The following is a 24,439-nucleotide window of genomic DNA, read 5'->3' on the forward strand; positions in this document are numbered from 1 at the left end:
CGGCATTATTCTGCTTTGCCGTGACAATTCTTATATTTCTTGCCACTTCCACAAGGGCAAGGGTCGTTTCGGCCAATGTCCTGTTTTTTCTTCACAGGTTTTGGCTTCGAACTTGCTTCTTCTTTTGGATTTACGGCTTTTCCTTCTGCTACTTTTTCTCGCTTCAAATTGCTTTCAATTTGAGCTCTCATGATATAGGTCGATACTTCTTCTTCGATCTCAGTAACCATATCTTCGAACATTTCGTATCCTTCGAATTGGTATTCACGAAGGGGATCGTTCTGTCCGTAAGCTCTTAGGTGGATACCCTGGCGCAATTGATCCATCGCATCAATGTGATCCATCCATTTGCGATCCACACTGCGAAGAAGAATCACTTTTTCGAATTCACGCATGCGTTCAGGTTCAAACTCCGCTTCTTTCTCATCGTAGTTTACTTTCATTTTCTCAACGAGAAGTTCTACGATTTCTTCCTTATCAAGGCCTTTAATATCTTTCACCGTCACTTGACCTTCCTGAAGGAAAATTCCTTTCGCATGATCAAGAATAGCCTGGTGATCCCACTCTTCTTGAATGTCTTCATCACCCGTGTGAGCATCTACAATTCGCGAAATGACAGAAGTTAGCATTGTTTCAACAATCTCACGTAAATTATCTGATTCAAGTACTTCAGCACGCTGAGCATAAATAATCTCACGCTGCTGTCTCATGACATCATCGTATTGAAGAAGCTGTTTACGTGCATCATAGTTGTTTCCTTCAACGCGTTTTTGAGCTGATTCGACAGCTCTCGATACGAGCTTCGATTCAATCGGCTGGTCCTCTTCCATTCCGAGGCGGTTCATCATGTTCATCATATTATCTGAACCGAATCTTCTCATCAGTTCATCTTCCATTGAAATGTAGAACCGAGATTCACCAGGGTCACCTTGACGACCTGAACGTCCACGCAGCTGGTTATCAATTCTACGACTTTCATGACGTTCTGTACCTAGAATGAAAAGACCACCAAGATCTAATACGCCAGCACCAAGCTTGATGTCTGTTCCTCGCCCCGCCATGTTCGTTGCAATCGTAACAGAACCTTTTTGGCCTGCAGACTCAATAATCTCCGCTTCTCGCGCATGGTTCTTTGCGTTTAAGATGTTATGTGGAATCCCACGTTTCTTTAAAAATTGTGAGATTAACTCTGATGTTTCAACTGCAACTGTACCAACTAGAATAGGTTGTCCCTTTTTATGGCGCTCCTCAATTTCTCTAGCAAGGGCCTGGAACTTACCATTCGTTGATTTGTATACAAGATCTGGATAATCCATTCGAGCAATTGGTTTATTTGTCGGTATTGCAATAACATTCATATTGTAAATGTTACGGAATTCTTCTTCCTCCGTTTTGGCTGTACCAGTCATACCAGAAAGCTTCTCATACATTCTAAAGTAGTTTTGGAATGTAATTGTTGCAAGCGTCATACTTTCACGCTGAATGACTAAACCTTCTTTTGCTTCAATCGCCTGATGAAGCCCATCACTATAGCGGCGGCCCGCCATCAAACGTCCAGTAAAGGAATCAACGATCACCACTTCTTCATCCTGAACGACATAATCCATATCAAGCTGCATAATAAAGTTCGCTTTCATCGCCTGGTTAATGTGATGATTCAATTGAACATGTTTGTAATCATAGAGGTTTTCAATTGAGAAGAATTTCTCTGCTTTTGTAATCCCATCTTCGGTTAATTGGACATTCTTTGTTTTAATATCGACATTATAGTCATCTTCTTCTTTTAACGTTCTAACAAATTGATTAGCCTGAATGTATAGCGTTGTGGATTTCTCCGCACTACCAGAAATAATCAGCGGTGTTCTCGCTTCATCTATTAAGACAGAGTCAACTTCATCGATAATGGAATAATGAAGAGGGCGCTGTACCATCTCTTCTTTGTATAGGACCATGTTGTCTCGTAAATAGTCAAATCCAAATTCATTATTTGTTCCATACGTAATATCCGCAGCATACGCTTCTGCTTTCTCTTCTTTTGAAAGACCGCTAATGTTTAATCCTACTGTTAAACCAAGGAAATGGTAAAGTTCACCCATCTCTTCAGCGTCACGCTTCGCAAGGTATTCGTTGACCGTAATAACGTGAACGCCTTTACCAGTTAACGCGTTAAGGTAGACAGGCATTGTCGCACTTAGCGTTTTACCTTCACCTGTTTTCATTTCAGCAATGTTTCCTTCATGAAGGGCGGCTGCCCCCATGATTTGTACAGGGAACGGGCGCATACCTAGAACGCGATCTGATGCTTCGCGTACAGTGGCATACACTTCTGGTAACATTTTATCGAGCTTTTCACCTTTTTCAATTCGTTCTTTATATTCTTCCGTTTTGTTACGAAGCTGATCGTCTGATAACTGCTTAATTTGATCTGAAAATGCTTCCACTTGATCTGCAATCTTTTGCAGGCGGGTTAACTGACGCTCATTGCCGTTTGGTATAATCTTGCGTAATAAACCTTTCATAGAAACGCTCCTCTTTTGTTGTCAGTAGAGTGCTATCATATAACTATACTTAGAATTTTATATACTATGTAGCTATTTTAACAATTAGTTGCGGGAGGCACAAGAAAGTAAAAAAGCTCACGGTCTGAAATACTATATTAATGAAGGAAAAAACAAATTTAATTTTCTTACATAAGTAAAGGGCAGAGGTTATCCCCCTGCCCTGGTTTATATTTATTCGTTAGTCTTGTTCGATTAGGCCGTATTTTCCATCTTTACGGCGATAGACAACACCAGTGCTTCCAGTCACTGCGTTTGAGAAGACGAAGAAGCTATGACCGAGCATGTCCATTTGAAGAATGGCTTCTTCAACGTCCATTGGTTTAAATGTAAAGCGCTTCGTTTTGACAACTTGCAGATCGTCATCCTCATCCATGTCAGCTTCAGCGACACTAGTCATTGTTGGGTTAAGTTCATCGCGGAACATATATTTTACGCTACCTTCCTGACGGAATTTGCGATTAACTTTCGTTTTATGTTTGCGAATTTGACGCTCAAGTTTCTCAACAACCAAATCAATTGCTGCATACATATCCTGATGCTCTTCTTCTGCGCGAAGTAGAAGGTTTGGCATCGGAATCGTAACTTCGATCATTTGCTGATCGTTGTAAACCTTCATATTTACATGAACATCAGAATTAGGTGGAGTATCGAAATACCTTTCAAGTTTACTTACCTTCTTCTCAGTGTATTCTCTCATTGCAGGTGTAACTTTAATGTTTTCACCACGGATGTTGAAATTCATCATGTGGCACTCCTCCTTCCATGCTATACCTCTATTATTCGTTATACCCTTATCATTCCCCTCTATAAACTTTAAAAAAACTCATTTATTTTTACGTTTTTTTCACAAAACATCCTAAAATACGACAATTTTTAACAACAATACTCTATAGTTCCTTTTTTATCTCACATTCAGATACAGAAAACGGAAAAAATAAAAAGCCCTTATCCAATTGGATAGGGGCTTTAAGCGTTTGTTTAAATTTAAGATACTTTTTCTACATTAGCAGCTTGTGGCCCACGAGCGCCTTCAACAATCTCGAATTCAACTGTCTGACCTTCTTCTAGAGACTTGAATCCTTCACCAGTGATTGCTGAGAAATGTACAAAAACGTCGTCGCCATCTTCTCTTTCAATAAACCCAAAACCTTTTTCATTGTTAAACCATTTTACTTTTCCCTGCATCTTGTTCAACATTCCCTTCAAAAATCTTCATGGCAGTGCCATACATTTACTATACGTGCGAGCCTAAACCCTGTCAAAGGGGTTTTTTTGTTGATTAAACTCGAATGAAGGCGCTTTCTATAAAAGTTCTCGACACAACCTTATCCCCTGCTCAAAGTAAGAGAATAAACGTTAGATGCCCCCGCATTTTTAAGCGTAAATGCTGCATAATGGATCGTCGTTCCTGTCGTATAAATATCATCCAGTAAAAGAAGCTTTTTACCCACTACATTTGCCCCTTCTACGATTTGGAACATTTCTTCTTCACGGTTTATCCTCTTTTCTCTCGTTCGTTTACTCTGCTTCTCTTCATTTTTCGTTCTCATTAATGGAGAGTCTTGGACAAATCTCGTGCCCTCGATCCACACCTCACATTGATTAAATCCTCTTTCATACATCCTCTCCTGACTAGCGGGCATTGGGATGACTTGATCTATAAACGAATAAGACCCTTTTAACTCACGAAGAATTAAACTTGAGAATACTCTTCCTACTTCAACATCTCCTCTAAATTTATATAGCGCAAGAATCTTTTTCAAAAAATCATTGTACTCGAAGGATGATTTGTTATGAGTAAGGACCTCACCCCATCCCCTTTCTCCCCATCTCACACAGTCAGAACATTGTTTTCCTTCCACAAACCTAGAATCGATTTGTTGAAGTGAACGCCCACATTTTAAACAAAGTGGCCCTACAATAGGAAGAAGTTGATTTCGACACGTTTCACAGCATGGAAGATTGTTTTTCATTCCAAACAAAAGCTGCCATGAAAGTTGATTGCTGGTATCCTCTCCACACAATGGGCACCGATCTAGTGTAGCCACCCTTTCTCCTCCGCTTCCTGATTCATTTTTCGAATATGCCGAATTGCCGCTATCATCGCATTTGTTTTACCGTAATGAAAAAATGCAACATCTCCTTCTGGATAAGAAGCGCTTCTTCCGGCTCTTCCGGCAATTTGTACGAGAGCACTTTCCGTAAAAACACCATCCTCCGCTCCTAATACAGCTACCGCAATATTCTCAATCGTTATCCCACGTTCAAGTATTGTAGAAGATAGTAAAATCGGAATTTCTCTCCTTCGAAACTGAAGGACCTTTTCAGCACGGTTTGGATCCTCTGAGTGAACGGCTTCACAAAAAAGTTGCTGTTCGTCAAAAACGCATTTTACTTTTTCAATGGTTTTGATGGAAGGAAAAAACAGCAATACTGGTTTTTGAGCATCCATTTGTTTTTTAATCCAATCTATCAGAATAGAAGGAATCTGCCCTTTTTCAATTTTCTTTCGCCAATTCCCACTCCATTGTAAAGTAGGAACAGGTAATGGATAGCCGTGATACCGAGAAGGAATTCGCACCACATTTAGTGTTTCTTGATTTAGAAAGCTTTCAGATGGTGTTGCTGTTAGATAAATGAGTGATCCACTTTGTTTTCGTGCTTTGTTTACATGAAAGTGGAGAGATGGATCGACGCTATATGGAAAAGCATCTACTTCATCAATAACCATGACATCAAAACAGTCCTTAAAGCGAATGAGCTGGTGAGTGGTTGAAATAACAAAAGAAGAATTGGGGTCTGAATGTCCAGCATAGAGCGGAGAAACCGTGAGTCCTGGGAAGACTCTTTGCAATCGTGGTGCCAACTCTAAAACAACATCTGTCCTAGGAGTGGCTATGCATACCGATTTATGTTGAGAAAGGGCATATGCCAATCCATGAAAGAGCACTTCTGTTTTACCACTGCCACAAACGGCCCAAATAAGAACCGAATGATTGTTTTGAATAGCACTAATAACTTCATTAGATGCCTCTTGTTGCCCTTCCGATAGCTTTCCGAACCACTGTAACGTTATGTTTTCTATTGCTTCATACTGGCGGCTCAGTGCGGAATATAAGGGAGAACAAGAGGTAACTTTCCCCATTATGATGCAATTTCGACAATATTGGCAGCTCGCGCTTTGACACCTTGCACAAGAAAATGAGGAAAATGTGTGATTCCCACATCGCATACACATCTCTCTTCCATGAAGTGTTTGAATGCCAGGCTCTAATTGAAGATAGCCATTAACATAGTGGGCATGAAGTTCTTGGAGGGAAAAGGGGATTTCATCTCGCAACAAATGTCTTCCTGAAAGAAAATGAATGATCTTCATATTCGGTTTAAACCGCTGATTGATTGGTAGTTGAGGGAGTGAAGTATAGTGGCTAATCGGAAAAAATTCGGGGAGCTTTGAAGACTGATAAAGAAATTCAGGTACGATAATTTTTTTATTGTTGAATAGATCGGAAGCAAATCTCATTGATTTGCTTCCATATTCAATTTCATGATCATACGCGGTACCAGCCCAGGCCAAGCGCACCTTCCCCAAGGTGAGTTGCTATAACAGGTCCAAAGTAACTTAAAATGATGTTTACATTCGTATATTTTTCTTCTAGTTCAGCTTTTAGATTTTCTGCTTCATCCTTGTTTGTCGAATAAATTAATGTCGCATTTATCAGGTCGCCGCCTTTTGCCGCCTCATCAAATAGTGTCATGATTTTATTGAGCGCTTTTTTTCGCGTTCTAATTTTTTCATACGGTACGATTTGTTTATCCTCGAAGGTTAGCACTGGCTTTATTTGGAGAAGACTCCCGACAACGAGCTGCGCTGCATTTAACCGTCCGCCTCTATGCAAATGACTAAGATCATCGACAAGAAAATAGGCGTTCGTCCCCTGGCTCTTAATTTTTTTAAGTCTGCTTAAGATCTCTTTACTCCCAAATCCATCTTGAGCCATACGGGCCGCTTCCAAAACATAAAATCCTTGCATCATGCAGCTAATTTCAGAATCAAAAACGTATACGTCTGCCCCTTCAATCATATTGCCAGCTGAATTGGCGGACTGGTACGTTCCGCTAATTCCACTCGATAACGTAATTGTGATTATTTCATCGTGTGTACGCGCCAATGTTTCATACGTTTCAACAAAACTTCCGATCGAAGGCTGTGAAGTTTTAGGTAGAATATTTTCTTTCTTCACCTTTTCAAAAAAATCATCTGCTTGAATTTCTTTTTCTTCTAAATAAGATTCGTTATCAAATATCACGCTAAGTGGAACCATTGTTATTTCGTACTCGGTTAACATCGATTCAGGTATATAAGCGGTACTATCCGTTACAATAGCAACTGTTTTCATATGAACGCCTCTTTTCAATCTATTAAATACATCAACTAATTTTCATTAAACCCATTCAAGTTAATGATAGAGCATTTCCCCCTTATTGCCAACAAGAGCTTATAGTATTTTTCACATATTTTGTCAACCATTATCCCCCATATTTTTTAATATAAATGTCGTAAAATGAATGTTTTAGTAAATTAGGCAGGGTTTCTGTTACATGATTGTAATCTTATATTCATCGTCCTGTTATCTCAATCATGTAAACTAGCAATCGTGATAGAGAAAATAAAAGGTTTAAACTTATAAATCAGGGGGAATTACAATATGTTTAAGAAAGTCGTGATCACTACTACACTCGCAGGTACTCTTTTGCTAGCACCAAACGTAAGTGAAGCAGCTTTAGGCGACCGTACCCTATACAATGGCATGAGCAACTCTGACGTAACTGAACTTCAAAACGTTCTTGACGATAAAGGTTATTTTGACTACCATACAGCAACTGGATATTTTGGCAACATTACTGAAGATGGCGTTCGTGACTTCCAGCGCAGTGCAGGAATTGGCGTTGATGGCGTTGTTGGACCTCAAACAGTAAGCGCATTAAAAGGAGCAGCAGTTTCTAAATCAAGTAGTTCTTCTAATACATACAGCGGAACACTTCGTTATGGTGACCGCGGATCAAGTGTAACAAGCCTACAAAACCAACTTAAATCTAAAGGTTATTACAGCTATTCTGTAGACGGCATTTATGGTTCCATTACAAAACAAGCTGTTCGTAATTTCCAAAGTGCTAACGGTCTTAGCGTAGATGGAATTGCTGGATCAAACACATTTGCAGCTCTTAATGGTGCTTCTGTTAGCTCATCTTCACAAGTAAAGAGTGCATCAACATCTAACTCTTCTGTTGTGTCAATCGCGAAGCAATACATGGGTGTTCCTTATGTTTGGGCAGGAACGTCTCCATCAGGATTCGACTGCAGCGGCTTCTTACAATACGTGTATAATAAAGCTGGAACTTCGATTCCACGTACTGTAGCTAGCATTTGGAACGGAACAGATAAAGTTTCTTCTCCTTCTGTTGGGGATCTTGTGTTCTTTGAAACATACAAATCTGGCCCATCTCACGCTGGGATTTACATCGGTAACGGTCAGTTCATTCACTCTTCTTCTTCTTACGGAGTAACAATTAGTAGCATGGATAACTCTTACTGGGCACCACGTTACCTTGGAGCAAAACGCGTATAATGCATACAAAAAGAACCTCAAAGTGAGGTTCTTTTTTTGTCTTCTTTTTCATTTATAAAAAAAGGCGCGCTTCAGCGCACCTTTACCCAGCCTTTTTTGATTGCCTCTACGACAGCTTGCGTTCGGTCATTTACGTTCATTTTCTGCAAAATATTCGATACGTGGTTTTTTACTGTTTTTTCACTAATGTAAAGATCTTCACCGATCGAGCGATTGCTTTTTCCATCTGTAAGTAACTGGAGCACTTCACATTCTCGTCGTGTCAAAATGTGTAGCGGTTTGCGGTACTCCACTTCCTTATAACCAATTTGTGTAGATGGTCTTTTTCCTTCCGTAGCGAGTCGACGGTATTCATTCACAAGATTATGCGTCACTTTTGGATGAATGTAAGCTCCTCCAGAAGCGACAACTTTAACGGCTTCAACTAACGAATTTGCATCCATCTCTTTTAATAAATAACCCGCAGCACCGGTCTTTACCGCATGGGTTACGTAAGTTTCGTCATCATGGATCGATAAAATAATTACCTTAGTCTCAGGCACTTGTTCGATCAGCTGTCTCGTAGCTTCAACGCCGTTTACATGTGGCATATTAATATCCATTAAAACAACATCAGGCTTATTTTCTTCAACAAGACGAAGCGCTTCGTCTCCATCATCACCTTCAGCAATCACTTCGAAATCATCTTCCATATCCAAAATACGCTTAACACCTTCGCGGAACAAGCGATGGTCATCTATAATAACAATTTTAGTTTTGGTCTTTGCTGCATACATCTCTTACACGCCCTCCTGTTCATGTATCGGGATTCTTATCAGTATATATGTACCCTTGTTTGGCGTTGATTGAACCTGAATCGTCCCATTTAATAATCCAACACGTTCTTTCATTCCGATTAATCCAAATGATTGATCTTTACGTATGTTCACATCAAAACCGATTCCATTATCTTGAATGGTTACCACAATCTTATCACCATCAAGTTTCAGGTCAACACTTATTTCAGTTGCTTCAGCATGCTTAAGGGCATTTTGAACAGCTTCTTGAACAAGTCGAAAAATAGCCGCTTCAAGGCGAACGTGAAGCCTCTGGATCCCCTCATCATAATCAAAGTAAATGGTTGCCTCTGATCGATCATTAACTTTATTTAAATACTTTAACAATGTTGGCACTAAACCAAGGTCATCGAGCGCCATTGGACGAAGGTCATAAATAAGACGCCTAACTTCTTTTAAGGCATCCTCAATCAAAGATTTCATATCTTTGATCTCTTTGAACGCTTCATCCTTCCCCTTTTTCTCATAAATCCGTTCAATTAACTGTGATCGTAATAGGACATTTGCAAGTACCTGGGCAGGTCCATCATGAATTTCTCGTGATAGGCGCTTTCTTTCTTCTTCCTGTGCTTCAATAATTTTAAGTCCATATTCTTGTTTTCGCCTAGCGTCCTCGATCACCTCACCGTACTGCCTCAGTTCTCCTCCGAGATAACTAAGAACGGTTGAAATTTGGCTCATAAATGATTCCGCTTTATCCGAGGTGTTTTGAAGAGAAGAAATACGTTGTTCGAGATCCGAAATTTGATCTTTTAGTCGCGTTTCCTTTTCCATGCTAACCGAAAGCTTTATTTGAGCTTCTGAGGCCTTTTCATAGGCATTACGAATCTCCGGCTCTTTATAGTCCTGAAAGTTCTTACTGATCTTTACAAGCTCTGCACGGGCCACACGATCCATTTGTAATCTTTCTTGCCTTAGACGATGAACGGTTTCCAGTTCTTCTTTTAATAATTGAAGTTGATTATTAACCTTTTGACACTCGTCATGAGAAAGCTCTCCAATTTCGAACAGTTTTGATTTACTACTATTAATACTCTCCATTGTCCTGTCAAGAATGACATCTAATGAATTTGGATCAAGCCTTTGAAAATCCATGCTCTTACCCCTCCATTCCTTCAAGGGACGGACGTTAAGTAAAGATAGTCCAAAAGTACTTCTTTTACAAAATTCGTATGTGACCGTCTGTTTATGACTTGAGGATATATATTTGATGGATTAATTTAAGAAACCTATAATAAGAAGGACGTATACCGTACTTCTCATTTTTCACTCTTAAATAACAATGTTTCCCTATGTACTATTCGATGATAAGATACAAATCCCTTTCATTCACAGGAATGTGCAAGGAATATCTGGAGGTTACTTCTATGCTTAATTCATATTATACCGTTAAAGTTGAGGGAGAAAACGAAATTGTGATACAAAAATCACGATTTATCGCTCACGTCAAACGAACACCAACAGAAGAAGAAGCTCAAGCATTTATTCAATCCATCAAAAAAAGACACGCTAGTGCCACACACAATTGCTCTGCCTACTTAATTGGTGAGCAGGATTTGATTCAGAAAGCGAACGACGATGGTGAACCATCCGGCACGGCTGGTGTGCCAATGCTTGAAGTGCTAAAAAAACGCAAACTAAAAGACACGACTGTAGTCGTTACCCGTTACTTTGGTGGCATTAAACTTGGTGCAGGCGGTTTAATTCGTGCGTATGGCCAATCCGTCTCAGAAGGGCTAAACGCAACGGGAATCGTCGAGCGAAAGTTGATGACGAAAATAACGACTCAAATTGATTATACTTTATTAGGTAAAGTCGAAAACGAAATCCGTTCATCGAATTATTTATTAGATGAGATTGCGTATTTGGAGAATGTGCAAGTTCGAACCCTTGTTGAAAGTGGAATGGAAGAAAGCTTTACTGAATGGATGACCGATATTTCAAATGGACAAGCAACGATAACAACGGGGGAACAGTTATATAAAGAGTATGATGTATAAAATGATTACTTGTTTAAACAAAAGGGTATTGGTAAATAAATATTCTCCCATCAATCAACATGAAAAATCCTCATTCGGGGAAGATAATTTTAGCAGGGAAAATTTCTAAAAACCTTAATGAGAAACCTCTTGCAATACACACCTGTTTTGATATGATATGAAAGGAATGAATTACTATTCCTCAGTTAGAGGGGGATTTTCTTGTATTCGTTAACAGAGTATATGATCGCGTTTTTAATCTCTATAAGTGTCGCTATCATTGCCACACCGATCGTTAAATTCTTATCACTTAAATTTAAAATAGCTGATAAACCAAATCAACGCAAAGTGCACAAAGGACTTATGCCATCTGCCGGTGGACTTGCTATCTTTGCTGGAACAGTTGCAGGTTTTTTATATCTTAGTCCCTACTCCCCTTATATGACCGAAATTATCGTTGCTGGAACACTCATTATTGTTTTAGGCGTCTTCGATGATCGGTTTGCAGTCTCGCCTAAAGTGAAGTTAATTGGTCAAATTATTGCTGCAATAATCGTTGCGTCATCCGGACTACAAGTAGAGTTCATTTCACTACCATTTGTTGGTCGAATTGAATTTGGATTTCTTAGCTTCTATATCACAGTTTTGTGGATCGTGGGCGTTACCAATTCAATTAACTTAATTGATGGGCTTGATGGCCTTGCTGCAGGTGTTTCTACAATTGCCTTAGGTTCAATCTTAACAATGGCAATTCTAGACCAACAACTTGTTGTCATAGCTTTGGCAGTGATTTTAATCGGTAGTACACTAGGTTTTCTTTTCTTCAATTTTCATCCAGCGAGCATTTTTATGGGAGATACAGGTGCTCTCTTTCTTGGATTCGCTATTTCAGTAATGTCAATGCTAGGGCTGTTTAAAAGTGTGACAGTGTTTAGTTTGATTATTCCCGTTATTATTCTAGCAGTCCCCATTTTTGATACATTCTTTGCAATTGTTAGGCGCGTCTTAAGAAAACAAAAAATATCAACACCTGACAAGTTTCATATCCACCACTGCTTACTAGCCATTGGATTTTCACATCAATCAACCGTTATCATTATTTACCTTCTCAGCTTTTTCTTCGGTATTACGGCTATATTATTCTCAGCATCTACTTTGTGGGGTTCCCTTTTCTTACTAATTTTAGTCTTACTTGTCATTCAGTTCACAGCAGAACTTATTGGACTAATCGGAAATCAACGAAAACCCCTTATTAATACGTTAAAGAAATTATTAGTTTTTACTAGTACCATGAAACGTTAAAAAAGCATCCGCTGAGAGCGGATGCTTTTTTGTTGGCTATATCTCTGTCAAAACATAGAACAATTCCTTCATATGATAACCCGATTTTCAGTATTTATTTCGTCGTATTTAATATGGCATTTAATTTCTGGCTTAGCGTAGCTACGCTTTCTTCATCAGGCTTAAAGTAATACACATCATTAATCCGTTCATCCGTTCCATCAATTGATAGACTTTCTATATCAGAAGAACTTACATCGGAGTATGCTTTTTGAAGAGCAAATAACTCAGTTGGCTTTAGGTTAGTCTCAATGTTATTGCCAACGTGTTGCGCAATATCATCTAACTTCATCAGTCCTGATGCAGTCGAAACTTCATTCATGGCTGCTTTAATAACTTGCTTTTGTCGTTCACTTCGACCAAAATCACCACGAGGATCATCCTTACGCATTCGTGCATAAGCTAGGGCTTCTGTTCCATCTAGGTTCATTGGACCTTCTGTGAAAGTTGCTCTTCCCCCCGATACGTCTGTATGGGCAACAAAATCGAATGGAACATCCACCGTAATTCCACCAATTTCATTGATGACATCTTTAAATCCTTCAAAGTTTACTTTTACATAATAGTCAATTGGTATGTTTAAAAAGTTCTCAACTGTATTAATCGTCATTTCTGTACCACCATAAGCATGCGCATGAGTAATTTTATCCTCAATGCCTTTTCCGACAATTTCAACACGTGAGTCTCTTGGAATGCTAAGTAAATTAACTTTCTTCGTATCTGGATCAACTGTCGCTATCATTAGCGTATCTGTTCGACCATTTTCTCCACCAGTTGAGTAATCTTCTATTCCCATTATTAAAATGGAGATAGGGTCTTTTGTAACAGCTACTTCAGCGTCACGAAGCTCAGATTTTTCTCCTCTGGAAAGTCCTTGATAAGACCCCGAGGCTGCATCATAAGCATTGTACGCAAGGTAAGCACCATACCCGATCAGGATAAGGACAATTAACAGGACAAAAGTTAAAAGTCTGCGAAATATACTTTTCTTTCGCCGTCTTCTAATTCTTGATTGTTTTTTCATTCTATTTCCCCGCTTCTTTCAAGCTTCTTTATTTACACCGCTACTTATTTTAGTACGTTGCGGTAAAATTCGAGCAGTTTTTTTTCTTCACAAGTCCAGTTGTATTTCGTTTCAAATGCTTTTCTTGCATTACGACCAAGTTCTTTTGTTTGAATCGGATTGCATAAGAGTTGGCTCATCTTCGTTCGTATATCCTCAGGATCTTCTGGATTAACAACAAGACCTCCTTGACTATCCTCAATCACGTTAGCGTAGTGCGGAAAATTTGAAGAGATAATGGCATTGTTAGCAGCCATATACTCAAATAATTTGTTAGGAAGTGCAACTAGATGGTTTGGATATGGTAAATAGGGAAGAATGCCAACAGATGACCGCTCCACATATGCTGATATTTGTTCGTAGGGTACCCTACTGATAAAAGTTACATTCTCTTTTAGTTTAAGCTGGTCAATAAGCTGGTAGACTTCTTCTCTAAATTGATCAGATTCAAAACTACCAAGGAAGAGCAACTTTGCTTGAGGTGCACTTTTTACTGCCAAACCAAATCCTTTAATAAGCTGTAAAACACCTCTTATCTTTGTTATACCGCCTAAATAAATAATTTGATTCTCATCTTTTTCATTCGATGGTTCTGGGAACATTTCCTTTAAAGGATAATTTTCAATTTTGCAACCATTATAGTTACGATAGCGTCGCCCAATTTCCTCGGTTGTATAAATGACGCCACTAATTTTGATAAGGGCTAGTTTTTCAATAGCTATATAAGCAAGCTTCATAGGAAATTTGACTACAGAAGGAATATAATCTCTTCCCATTATTGTATTTGGATAATGTTCATGCACATCATAGATAACGGGCTTTTTAAGCAACAACTCAATCATAACCCCTACTATCATCAGTTCTGGATCATGAAAGTGATAAAGATCAGCATTTTCTTTTTTAGCAAGCTTATATAAATGGAAAATCGATTGAAGACGCTTCTTTATTCCGTTTGGCCGGTTAAATGTAATGAGCGGGATTTCATTTGACTCAACCACATCGGGCTTAGGTGCAATTAGCACAACATCATATCCCGCTTTTTTTAAACTTTTACATTGCTTATGGTAAATACGCCCGTCGTAGGGTGAATGAATGGACGTGATAACACACACTTTTGTCATTGGGACCAACCTTTTACATTATCCTGAGTAGATTCCAGTAAACGCGCTAAATTCTTCGATAATTCCTGTCGATTATATTTTAATAACATTTTGCTTCGAACATCTTTTTCTAAATGCTCCATAATTTCAGGAGTAGAAGCAGCCTCTAATACAACGTTCGCTAAAGATTCCGCATTCTCTGGTTCAAAAAAGAGACCTGCATTTAAGCTTTTAACAATTTCTTTTGATTCTCCCCCGATTCCGAGAAGTATCGGTTTGTTCATTGCAAGGCAATCAAATAATTTTGATGGAATTGTAATATCAAAAAGAGGATGATTTTTCAAAATAACAAGACAAAGGTCAGCGGCAGCATAGAAGCCATTCAACTCCTGCTTCGCTCGACTATCCAGAATTAAAACATTGTGTAAATCCTTCTCTTTTTGATACCTTAGAAGCCTTTCTTTTTCAGCACCTTCACCTATAAGCACAAAAGTAATCGTAGGAACATCTTTTAAACGATAAGCTGCTTCTAACACCGTTTGAAGTCCCTGAGCTATCCCCATATTACCAGCATACAGAATTAGAAATTGATCTTCTAGATAATGTTCTTTACGGACCCTCACACCTTCTTCAGGGACAAGCATTCCCATTTCAGTTGGATTAACACCATTTGTGATAACATCAATTTTATTTTCAGGTATCCCTTTTTCTATGAGATAGTCTTTATATCCATGTGTCACCACAATGATATGGTCCGCCTTTTTATAAAGGAACCACTCTAATTTCCGAGCCATCGTTAATAGCTTTTTATTATTAATTTGATTTAAAACTTCAGCAAAATCCACCCATAAATCTCGCACTTCAATAACAAACTTGGCACGTTTCAGTTTACTCAATACGTAACCTGATAAGCCTACGAAAAGCTGTGGTGTTGTTGCAAAAACTACGTCAGGTTTTTTCGCAAATATTCCCGCAATAATAGAAGTTGTCATAAACGAGAAATAATTTAACATTCTTCTTACCGTACTCTTTTTTGTGTCCTGTACAACAAAAGAACGTATCACATTCAAACCAAGGTGCGCACTGGAATGAAATAACTTTTTGGAAGAAACATGATTAGGAAAAGCCGTAACAACCGTAACTTCACAGCCTTCTTCTACCAAATTCATTGACATATCATAGGCACGTGCCTGCGCAGCACCTATCTCGGGCGGGAAATGTTGAGATAGATATAAAATCTTCATAATGAATCCTTTCCCTCTTAACCAGAATACGACATAAAAACACTTCTTTCATTATACTTCGTAATGAATCGAAAGAAAAGTTGATTAAGAAAAGCATTGGAAGTGTAAACGAAATTTTACAATTAGTTAATAAACTTATTTTATTTAGTGATAACATTCCCTTTTGCACATGCAAAAAGTCCGGTAAACTCACCAGACTTTCTGAAACTTGGATAAATTTTGTAGTAGTTCAAAATATTGTTTAACTACATGTTGAATGGAATAGTCTCTTTTTACTTTTTTAATACCGCTGTTGATTTGTATTTTTCTCTCCTCTTTATTATCAAGAAGACGATGAACAATCGATTCACATGAGTCTAAATCATGTAACTTGTACGTTAGCCTTTGAAGAGTTCCTTCATAAATTTCAGGGATCGCTCCAACTGTTGGGGCAACCGCTGGACATCCGCAGGCCATGGCTTCAATGAGGCTCATTCCAAAGGATTCACCTTTTGATGTACTTACGGTACAACCGCCGCTATCGGCCACCAATGAATAAAGATCTGGCATTTCGTTATATTCCATGCGATCAATCCATTGGATATGAAGATTCCGCTTATTTATCTCTTCAAAAAGATGCCTTGTTGCTTTAATTGAAGCGGTTTCTCCGCCGATAATCCAAAACACACAGTCATCACGTTGTGTAGAGATTTTTTCAGCAAGGGTTAAAAAACCTTGCCAATTTTTATGATCGTTTAATTTCCCAACCCAACAAATAATTTTTTTATTTGTAAGAGGCTCAACTTGTTTAGGTGAGAATAATGATGTATCCAGGCAATTAGGAATAACATACGTTTGTTCTTCAGGAGCCGAATAGTCTGCAACGATTCGTTCCTTACTATAATTCGAAGGAACAATATATCCACGAAAATGACGCTGCTCATCTTCTACCAAATAGTTCAGCTTATAGGAAATGCCATGAACCTCTTGAATGATAGGAACCTCACAGTGTACGTCTATTAGGTAATCTGTCATTTCCTTTGTATCAATAGCAATAATTAAATCAAACTGATGCTTTTTCACATAATCATGAACACTAGCAGGGTCATCTGTCACTTTGATTTGATCGAAGTCTCCAAAGGCGGTCCTACCTCCATGATCAGAAAGAAAGATAAAGTGAGGATCACTGACAGATCTGAGAAATTCGAGTCTATTTGCCAACTGAGTGGTTACGCCACCTAATAACAAGTAGCGATAAATATATAGGATTTTCATTGTATTTCTCTCCCCTCCCACACGCCAATCGCTTCCTCTAAAAATCCACTTAATGTCTCCTCTTCATCAAGTGACCATACTTTCTGATCTTGTATAGAAGCACTCCAATCATTAGTAACTAATAGTGGAATACCTATGGTTTTCATCATCTTAATGGATACGATTGGCTCACTTTGTCGAAATGGCAGAAAGCCAAATGTCCATTTTCCCACTCTTTTCCTTAACTCATCTTCATTTGTATACTCTTTTATCATAAGTCTTTTTGTGTTGATTGGAATAGCATCTGGAAGATTATAACCGATAAGTTCCACCGCCACCTTTTGGTTAGCTACCAACATTTCCTTAATGGCACGATAATCTACTCGTTCCAGGTTTCCAACGTAGCCTATAACAATTCGCTTTTCTTCATCAGCTATAGGCATTTCCTTTAATTCCCTTTCCTTCTTTTCAAATGGAAGATAGCTGTTCATTCTAGTAATAAAGCTATCAGGGTTAAGACTGCCAACTAAAAAGCTATGAATCTCTTGGTCTGCTATTTCATTTGGAAAATAATAGACACTCCACTTTTTCCACTGTAATCGGCCAAGCCTTTTAGCTAGCTGATGATCTTGAACGGTTACAAACATTTCAGGAGAGTCGAATAAGTGAAGATGTTCATAAAATTCTGTACGACTAATTTGGAATAAGTTTGAACCTGCCCAATAAATAGGAGCAAATCTCTGAAACTCGTCTCCATTTACATAAACAACATTTTTCCCCTTATTATGAGAGAGCACATCTACTAGCTGATGTGAAAAAACAAGGCTATTTTTTCGATATAAATGATTTTCTCCAAATATAATCGTTATGTTTCCAACTGTTAGAAAGCGACTAAGCTGGTCATGCAGGTCACATTTTTTCGTATGTATCACGGTTTCATTAGATTTTTGAGATAGTTCCTTTTTTTCTTCAGATGAAAGTTCCAATTGAGCAATAAGAGCTTCATGTTTCTTTCTTATAAAAGGAATGCTGTTCACTAATTTATTCTTTTCTTGAAGTCGTGCTAGTTCTTCTGTTTTTTTCTCTTCAAGCTTTTCCTGTATCGCCTTAACGTAATCTTTGTTTATTCTGTCAATTATTTCTTGCATCTCATTTAATAAAATTTCTACTGCGTTTTCTGAATGATCAGGTGCTTTTGTTATATTTCTTAGTACGACATTAACATAGTGTTCATCGACACGGTGATCAATATTTTCATTGCTTGAGAAAATAGCTCCCCACTCATCTTTTAATTGGATCGCCTGTCTAAGTTTTTCCGTTACGATGATTTTTCCATTCGGCTTAATAAGTCTTTGCACTTCATCATTATAGGCAGGCAGAATTTCAGCTAAAGCATCTTCAATAATAAGCACATCGAAGTAATTTGTTGGAAATGGAATTTCTTCTGAAAGATCTCCTGTCCAAAATGAGCTTGTACTATTTACCATTGACGGATGATCGAGAATAGAAAAATTATCACTAGAAACAATAAGGTTTACCATATCTAATTGAGTATCTTCATTAACAATGGAAAGAATCCCGGGTGTTTGGCTTATATGAAGAATGTGTTTTCCTGATGCTCTAGAGCCACACCATCTTAATCTCGACCGTTGAGGTTCAGGAATGGATAAAGTTTCACTTTGTAAATGCACTAACTGATTTTTTAACATGCCACTCTCCTGATTCTACTGCACAGGCAGCTAATGAATTGGATACCATTTATTTGCATTATAGCTGATTCCACACATTCAAAAAAGGATTGTGGGCCATTTCCTGATAGAATTACGGATTTATAATAAGTTAGAGATGATCCTTTGTAAAAAAAGCTGCCGGACAATCCGACAGCTTTTCATTCGTACGTTTAACCCCAAAAATTACTAAGAATTTGGTTCTTTTCGTTTTCATCTTCAATTAATCCATCGATATAACGGTTTTCAAAAGATGTAGACATGTTATTCGAGTGAATGACTTGAACGTAGTTTCTTGGCTCTAATAATTCATGGTTAAGGCTGTGGACGGATAGATGACCTTTAACCGGGTGACGCTTACCATCAAGATACTCTGCCACATTATAAATGAGCGTATAAAAAGGTGGTGATTTGATTTTAGCTGTTGCCACCTTATCTGAATACTCATCATAAAAGTAGCCGTACTGATTAATAAGCGCTTCAGTACCTTCTGCAGGTTGATGGTTTTTTAGAAATTCAAAGTAGCCTTTATGGTACATATCGTCAGAATCAATTCGTGCAAAGTATACTTCATCGTAATCCTGAATTTCACGCTCTAACGTTTTATTATAAGCATTCTTAGGCACAAATTTAATGTTTTCCGAAAGTGGATCGTGCTGGTTCAGCGCATTCATTACGTGCTCTTCAGAACGCTGATCATATTGAAGAATCGTTGTGAAATCTTGATTTGTTTGTGCTTTAAGGCTTCTACATGTGTATTTCATGAAAATCCCCATACGATGATCGATCCATTCCTTCGTTAAACGATTATCATTCACATCAGTTAACGCCCAATTATTAAATGCGATTGGTACCAAGATTTTTCGTTTCATCTTCATCACTCTCCCATTTTAATTTCTACTGATTCACTGTTGCGTTTTGTACAATCATTTCCGCCATTTGTTGTGCCCCATTTTCTTTCATTAATGAAAGAGCACTTCTTCTCATGTTTTGATTGTTTTCTTCATCAAGCGCTTCTTTAATGGCTTTTTCAAAATCAGCTGCACCAGGATCTCTTAAAACGATCGCAGCTCCAGCGTTTCCAGCAATCATAGCTCTTGCCACTTGATCATCCGTTTTTGTATTTTCATTCGGAATTAAGATTGATGGCACTCCGAAATACATGACTTCGTGGAAAGTGTTGTAACCAGTAGCTGTTACGATCAAATCAAATGCGTTGAAATAAATGGAATTTGGATAGTCTCTCAATGTAAGAACACGATCCATTTTTAAATCCATTCGATTCCCAATAATGGATTCTCCAATGACGACGAAGACATCGTCTCTTTTTAACAACTCATTCAATAGGATGGAAATCGTTGAGTGAATATCATTGATTTTCCCAGCGCCAAGCTGAACGTATACCATTTTCATACCTTCTGGAATGTTCCACTGGCGACGGACACTTTCACGGTCTTTCAGTTCTTGTCGGTCTAGATATAAAACTGGTTCACAGAATGTTTTTATTCCTTCTTTTCTCATACTGTTTTCCCCACCAGCTTCACCCGGCACATACACTTCATCGAATTCTGCTTCTTTGGTTTCCACCAACTCAGCCTTACCTTCCTTATGCTGACCACGCTTTACCCAAATCTTTCTTAATCCGTCTTTTTTTCGCATCGAAGCAACCAGACCGGCATATGGAAAGGCGCCATCAAACACAATTGTTTCAGGTTGGTGAATGCCAATGACCGTTTCAAGATGATCACGTAACATTGCATTCCACTGTTTGGCACTCATTTCTTTTGGAAACAGCATCTTAGATGGTAAGTGGTAGCCAAGAAAACCTTCCTGCAAAATCAAATGCATTGCTGAGCTGGTCGTATGGAAAATAATTTTTTTCGAGGGATCAATCCGCTTCACTCGTCTCGCAATCGCAAGTAGTCTTGTTAAATGGCCAAGGCCCGCACCGTTAGTTGGCACAAAAAGAATAGCATTCCCATCATTAATTGGTTCAATTTCAAACGAGCCAGACCCATTTTTGATCCGTCCAATTTTCCCACTTTTAGCATCTCGGTAAATGCGAAGTAACCTTTTTGGTAACCGAATGGCTCGTCCAAATGACTTCGTTGATCCCATTACCGCATCACCAATCAAATACCGGGTAGATGCATTTGAATCCATATGGTTTACGATGTGTTGAGCGCGATTATATTTTCTTGTCACTTGAGACAGTTGCTTTTCCTTCTTATTTGAATCACGTTTTAGATTTTTAAGTTGTTCGTTCAAATCTCTAATTTGGAACTGTTGCTGAATCATTTGCTCCATGTTTTGATTCGCTACTGCTGTGGCAATCGCGTCATCTGTATCTTCACTACTTGGCTTACTTTCCACCAGAACTGCGGTCAACTTCTGATGAGCTTTTTCAAGCTTTAATATAGCTGCTAACAGCCCACTTGTCACTTCTTGTTTAATTCGGTCTTCAGGAAGTGCGGTCCGAGGTTCACCGATGAAGAATAAATAGCCGTCTTCAAATCCCATTGAAGTGGCAATAAAGAATTGATTTAAACTTAGAACAACTTCCGAAATATCTTCTGTAATTTCTTCGTTAATCGGAAATTTCACCGCCAGGCTGCCATTCAATTCTTCTGACAAAATACGATGAAGTGCCAAAAGAAAGCCTTCCTCGTAAAACCTTCGTGTAAAATTCCCTTCAAGAAGAACCATTTCAGAATGGTACGCTTCCAGTTCTGCTGCACGATAGTAATTCACTTTTTGAAGGTTTATATTCTCTTGAAGCTCCTGAGGTAAGGAGCTAACCATTTTTCTTTTCTTTTGTAAATCCTCATCAAAACGAACAAGTTCTGTCACACGTTGATCTACTCTTGCTAGTTCTAATGAAGCTTGTGTTTCCCCATCACCAGAAAGAATAAGAAGGGAATTTGCTTTTCTTCCGTTTGCAATCAGTCTGTTATTTAAGCAACCCTCATTGATCAGTACCTCAATATTTTCTGTATAAAATGGGCTAACATCAAATTTCATGTAGAATTCTCCTTTTACATCAATTACTTAGGGTTTACACTTGAATTTTCTTCAACATTCGTAGGTAAATCAAAGTTTTGCTGGCCACCAAGTAGCGTCACTTTACCTTTCGAATCTTTGTAGTTCTTCGTTACATTCCGCGTGTCATAAATTAGTTTCGAGCGATCAATGACATAATCATAATCCACTGTGGTATGATCAGTTGCAATCACAACAAGATCAGCGTCATCAAGATTCTGGTCATTTAACTCAACGGAATAAACAACTTCTTCACCATTCTTAAAGCTTGAAACAAACGGATCATGGTAATACACATGTGCTCCCTTATCTTCAAGAAGGCGATAAATTTCAAGTGCTGGAGATTCGCGAAGATCATCGATGTTCTTCTTATAAGCCATACCTAAAATAAAGATTTTAGATCCTTTAATGGATTTCTCATTATCATTTAAAATATCTGCAGCCTGATTCAGCGCATAGCGCGGCATGTTTCCATTCACGTCACTCGCAAGCTCAATAAATCGGTTATAGAAGTTAAACATTTTCGCTTTCCAAGAGAGATATGCTGGATCAAGTGGGATGCAGTGACCGCCAATTCCTGGTCCCGGATAGAAAGGCATATACCCGAATGGCTTTGTAGCAGCAGCATCAATCACTTCCCATGCATTGATTCCCATACGATCGCACATCATCGTTAGTTCGTTTACGAGGCCAATGTTAACGCTCCGGAACGTGTTCTCAAGAAGCTTCACCATTTCAGCAACGCTTGTTGAACTAACTGGAACAATATTTTCTAGGAATGAACTATAAAGAGATACGCCTAGCTCAAGACACGGTTTCGTTGCACCGCCAAGTACTTTAGGTGTATTTTTTGTATTAAATTGCTGGTTACCTGGGTCAACACGCTCTGGTGAGAAACAAAGGAAGAAGTCTTCTCCTGCACGGAAAGAAGTCTTTTCTTCAATGACAGCTTTAATTAATTCATCTGTTGTACCTGGATAAGTTGTACTTTCCAGAACAACAAGCGTACCTTCTGTCATATAATCAACTAACTTTTCAACGACAGCATTGATATAAGAAACGTCCGGTTCTTTTGTTTTGGCAAGTGGTGTCGGAACACAAATACTAACAGCATCTAATTTAGAGATAACTGAAAAGTCATCTCCTGGGAAAAAGTTCTTTCCGATAATGGATTCTACCTGTTCATCGGAAATATCCATCACATAACTCTTCCCGTTATTTAGAATGTCCATTTTTTCTTTAGATACATCGATTCCATATACTTCAAAACCCTTTTGTGCCATTTCAACCGCAAGGGGAAGTCCTACATAGCCAAGTCCAATAACTCCTACACGTGCATTACCTGTTTCAAACTTTGTTAACAATGCTTCCTTCATCTCATTCATCCTTTATAAATGTAATAAATTCGTGTTGATTTGGGATTTCCCCACTTTTTCATATTGAAAGCCAGCTTCTTCTGCCTGTTGTTTACTTATTATATTCTTCGTATCATAAAGCAACGTATGGCGCATTAACGCTGCTAATGTTTCAAGTTTCAAATCTTTATATTCATTATGATCTGTTAAAATCACCAGACAATCTGAATGTCGTACCGTATCTTCAATCGTATCTAATTGATTCGCAATCCTCTTATCCACGACATAAGGATCATGAACCGCACATTCAATCCCCATATCTTCGAGTTCTTGCAATATGGTAAGGGAAGGACTTTCACGTGCATCACCAATATTTCCTTTGTAGGCAAGTCCAAGCAGAGAAACTTTCGGGTTCGAAAGCCCTTCTGTTCGTTCCTTAATTTGATTCGCAATCTTTTTGGGAACTCCATCATTAATGGCTCTTGCTGTTTGAATGAGCTTTGCATCCCCTGGACTTGCTTCTACTAGAAACCATGGATCAACAGCTATGCAATGCCCACCAACTCCAGGTCCTGGGGAATGTACATTCACCCTTGGATGGCAGTTCGCTAATTCAACAGCTTTCCAAATATCGCACCCTACCTGTTCTGCAATACGTGCCAATTCGTTAGCTAACGCAATATTTACATCACGGTACGTATTCTCCATTAATTTTACCATTTCTGCAGTCGTGGCATCAGTCTGGTGAATCATTCCTTTTACAAAGATTTTGTAAATTCCCTCTGTTCTGATACTAGAGGCCGCATTCACTCCACCAACAATACGATTATTATTCACAAGTTCATCAAGCAGCTTACCAGGTAAAACACGTTCAGGAGAATAGGCAACATACAGGTCTTTCCCCACCTTAAGGCCTGATGATTCTAGAATAGGTGAAAGCACCTTCAACGTTGTGCCGGGAGGACTTGTCGATTCAAGAATAACGATATTTCCTTCCTTTAATAAAGGCTGAATCATTTCAGCAGCAGAGCGTACATAATTTAAGTTTGCTGTTTTATCTGGATTGACAGGAGTAGGCACCGCGATAATGAATCCATCTGCCGCGATCGGCTCTGTGCCGAACGTTAAGCGGCCAGAGTCGACTGCTTCAACAAGCATATCCCCTAAGCCTGGTTCTTCAATATGCAGTGTTTTATTCTTTAACGTCTCAATCACTTGCTCATTAATATCCACACCATGCACTTGAACGCCGTGCCTTGCAAACATAACAGCTGTCGGTAACCCGATGTATCCAAGGCCCATTACGACAAGTTTCATAATCACAACTCCTC

At 38.6% G+C, this 24,439-nt stretch carries 20 protein-coding genes; 3 read left to right on the forward strand and 17 right to left on the reverse strand.

The features are described from left to right. Nucleotides 1-5 precede the first annotated feature (5 nt). The 6 genes from secA to ATG70_RS14965 form a co-directional block, all read right to left on the reverse strand. Complete coding sequence (gene secA / locus ATG70_RS14940; RefSeq protein ID WP_098445062.1) at nt 6-2,519, reverse strand: preprotein translocase subunit SecA; 2,514 nt, start codon at nt 2,517-2,519, stop codon at nt 6-8. A gap of 220 nt (nt 2,520-2,739) precedes the next feature. After that, nucleotides 2,740-3,303: a ribosome hibernation-promoting factor, HPF/YfiA family gene (gene hpf, locus ATG70_RS14945; protein ID WP_098445844.1), complete on the reverse strand. Its 564-nt coding sequence runs from the start codon at nt 3,301-3,303 to the stop codon at nt 2,740-2,742. 242 nt (nt 3,304-3,545) lie between these two features. After that, nucleotides 3,546-3,746 carry a cold-shock protein CspD gene (cspD, locus tag ATG70_RS14950; RefSeq protein WP_098445063.1) on the reverse strand — a complete coding sequence of 67 codons (201 nt, stop codon included), beginning with the start codon at nt 3,744-3,746 and terminating at the stop codon, nt 3,546-3,548. Nucleotides 3,747-3,886: 140 nt separating this feature from the next. Then, nucleotides 3,887-4,609, reverse strand: coding sequence for a ComF family protein (locus ATG70_RS14955; RefSeq protein WP_098445064.1), 723 nt, complete (start codon nt 4,607-4,609; stop codon nt 3,887-3,889). Further along, complete coding sequence (locus ATG70_RS14960; RefSeq protein ID WP_257147715.1) at nt 4,597-6,138, reverse strand: DEAD/DEAH box helicase; 1,542 nt, start codon at nt 6,136-6,138, stop codon at nt 4,597-4,599. Before ATG70_RS14960 ends, ATG70_RS14955 begins: the two co-directional genes overlap by 13 nt. Then, nucleotides 6,113-6,961 carry a DegV family protein gene (locus tag ATG70_RS14965; protein ID WP_098445065.1) on the reverse strand — a complete coding sequence of 283 codons (849 nt, stop codon included), beginning with the start codon at nt 6,959-6,961 and terminating at the stop codon, nt 6,113-6,115. Before ATG70_RS14965 ends, ATG70_RS14960 begins: the two co-directional genes overlap by 26 nt. Nucleotides 6,962-7,270: 309 nt before the next feature. On the opposite strand from ATG70_RS14965, the gene ATG70_RS14970 reads away from it, so the two are divergent. Beyond that, nucleotides 7,271-8,191, forward strand: a complete 921-nt coding sequence (locus ATG70_RS14970; RefSeq protein WP_098445066.1) for a C40 family peptidase — start codon at nt 7,271-7,273, stop codon at nt 8,189-8,191. 71 nt (nt 8,192-8,262) lie between these two features. Here the strand turns inward: ATG70_RS14970 and ATG70_RS14975 are convergent, their stop codons facing one another. Beyond that, nucleotides 8,263-8,967, reverse strand: coding sequence for a response regulator (locus ATG70_RS14975; RefSeq protein WP_098445067.1), 705 nt, complete (start codon nt 8,965-8,967; stop codon nt 8,263-8,265). A gap of 3 nt (nt 8,968-8,970) precedes the next feature. After that, the gene (locus ATG70_RS14980) at nt 8,971-10,122 is read right to left on the reverse strand and encodes a sensor histidine kinase (RefSeq protein WP_098445068.1); all 1,152 of its coding nucleotides are present in this window, start codon (nt 10,120-10,122) and stop codon (nt 8,971-8,973) included. A 272-nt stretch (nt 10,123-10,394) separates the two neighbouring features. Between ATG70_RS14980 and ATG70_RS14985 the strand changes: the two genes are divergently transcribed. Then, complete coding sequence (locus tag ATG70_RS14985) at nt 10,395-11,027, forward strand: YigZ family protein (protein ID WP_098445069.1); 633 nt, start codon at nt 10,395-10,397, stop codon at nt 11,025-11,027. 222 nt (nt 11,028-11,249) lie between these two features. Beyond that, nucleotides 11,250-12,308 (forward strand): MraY family glycosyltransferase, encoded by a 1,059-nt coding sequence (locus ATG70_RS14990; protein ID WP_098445846.1) that lies wholly within the window; start codon nt 11,250-11,252, stop codon nt 12,306-12,308. A gap of 94 nt (nt 12,309-12,402) precedes the next feature. Here the strand turns inward: ATG70_RS14990 and ATG70_RS14995 are convergent, their stop codons facing one another. The 9 genes from ATG70_RS14995 to ATG70_RS15035 form a co-directional block, all read right to left on the reverse strand. Next, on the reverse strand, nt 12,403-13,371 hold the full coding sequence (locus tag ATG70_RS14995) for an LCP family glycopolymer transferase (protein WP_098445070.1): 969 nt from the start codon (nt 13,369-13,371) through the stop codon (nt 12,403-12,405). Nucleotides 13,372-13,415: 44 nt separating this feature from the next. Further along, nucleotides 13,416-14,531 (reverse strand): glycosyltransferase family 4 protein, encoded by a 1,116-nt coding sequence (locus tag ATG70_RS15000; protein WP_098445071.1) that lies wholly within the window; start codon nt 14,529-14,531, stop codon nt 13,416-13,418. After that, on the reverse strand, nt 14,528-15,754 hold the full coding sequence (locus ATG70_RS15005; protein WP_098445072.1) for a glycosyltransferase family 4 protein: 1,227 nt from the start codon (nt 15,752-15,754) through the stop codon (nt 14,528-14,530). Before ATG70_RS15005 ends, ATG70_RS15000 begins: the two co-directional genes overlap by 4 nt. Nucleotides 15,755-15,943: 189 nt before the next feature. Continuing rightward, nucleotides 15,944-17,008 carry a glycosyltransferase family 4 protein gene (locus ATG70_RS15010; RefSeq protein ID WP_098445073.1) on the reverse strand — a complete coding sequence of 355 codons (1,065 nt, stop codon included), beginning with the start codon at nt 17,006-17,008 and terminating at the stop codon, nt 15,944-15,946. Beyond that, nucleotides 17,005-18,696 (reverse strand): hypothetical protein, encoded by a 1,692-nt coding sequence (locus tag ATG70_RS15015; protein WP_098445074.1) that lies wholly within the window; start codon nt 18,694-18,696, stop codon nt 17,005-17,007. The genes ATG70_RS15010 and ATG70_RS15015 overlap by 4 nt, the downstream gene beginning before the upstream one ends. Nucleotides 18,697-18,887: 191 nt before the next feature. Next, nucleotides 18,888-19,586 (reverse strand): glycosyltransferase, encoded by a 699-nt coding sequence (locus ATG70_RS15020; protein ID WP_179886290.1) that lies wholly within the window; start codon nt 19,584-19,586, stop codon nt 18,888-18,890. Between the two features lie 25 nt (nt 19,587-19,611). Beyond that, nucleotides 19,612-21,735 (reverse strand): glycosyltransferase, encoded by a 2,124-nt coding sequence (locus tag ATG70_RS15025; protein ID WP_098445076.1) that lies wholly within the window; start codon nt 21,733-21,735, stop codon nt 19,612-19,614. A 23-nt stretch (nt 21,736-21,758) separates the two neighbouring features. Continuing rightward, a complete protein-coding gene (locus ATG70_RS15030) occupies nt 21,759-23,129 on the reverse strand; it encodes a nucleotide sugar dehydrogenase (RefSeq protein ID WP_098445077.1) in 1,371 nt (456 codons plus the stop codon). Between the two features lie 12 nt (nt 23,130-23,141). Further along, complete coding sequence (locus tag ATG70_RS15035; RefSeq protein WP_098445078.1) at nt 23,142-24,425, reverse strand: nucleotide sugar dehydrogenase; 1,284 nt, start codon at nt 24,423-24,425, stop codon at nt 23,142-23,144. Nucleotides 24,426-24,439 lie beyond the last annotated feature (14 nt).

Source organism: Bacillus sp. es.036 (assembly GCF_002563635.1).
In the GTDB taxonomy this organism is placed as follows: domain Bacteria; phylum Bacillota; class Bacilli; order Bacillales; family Guptibacillaceae; genus Guptibacillus.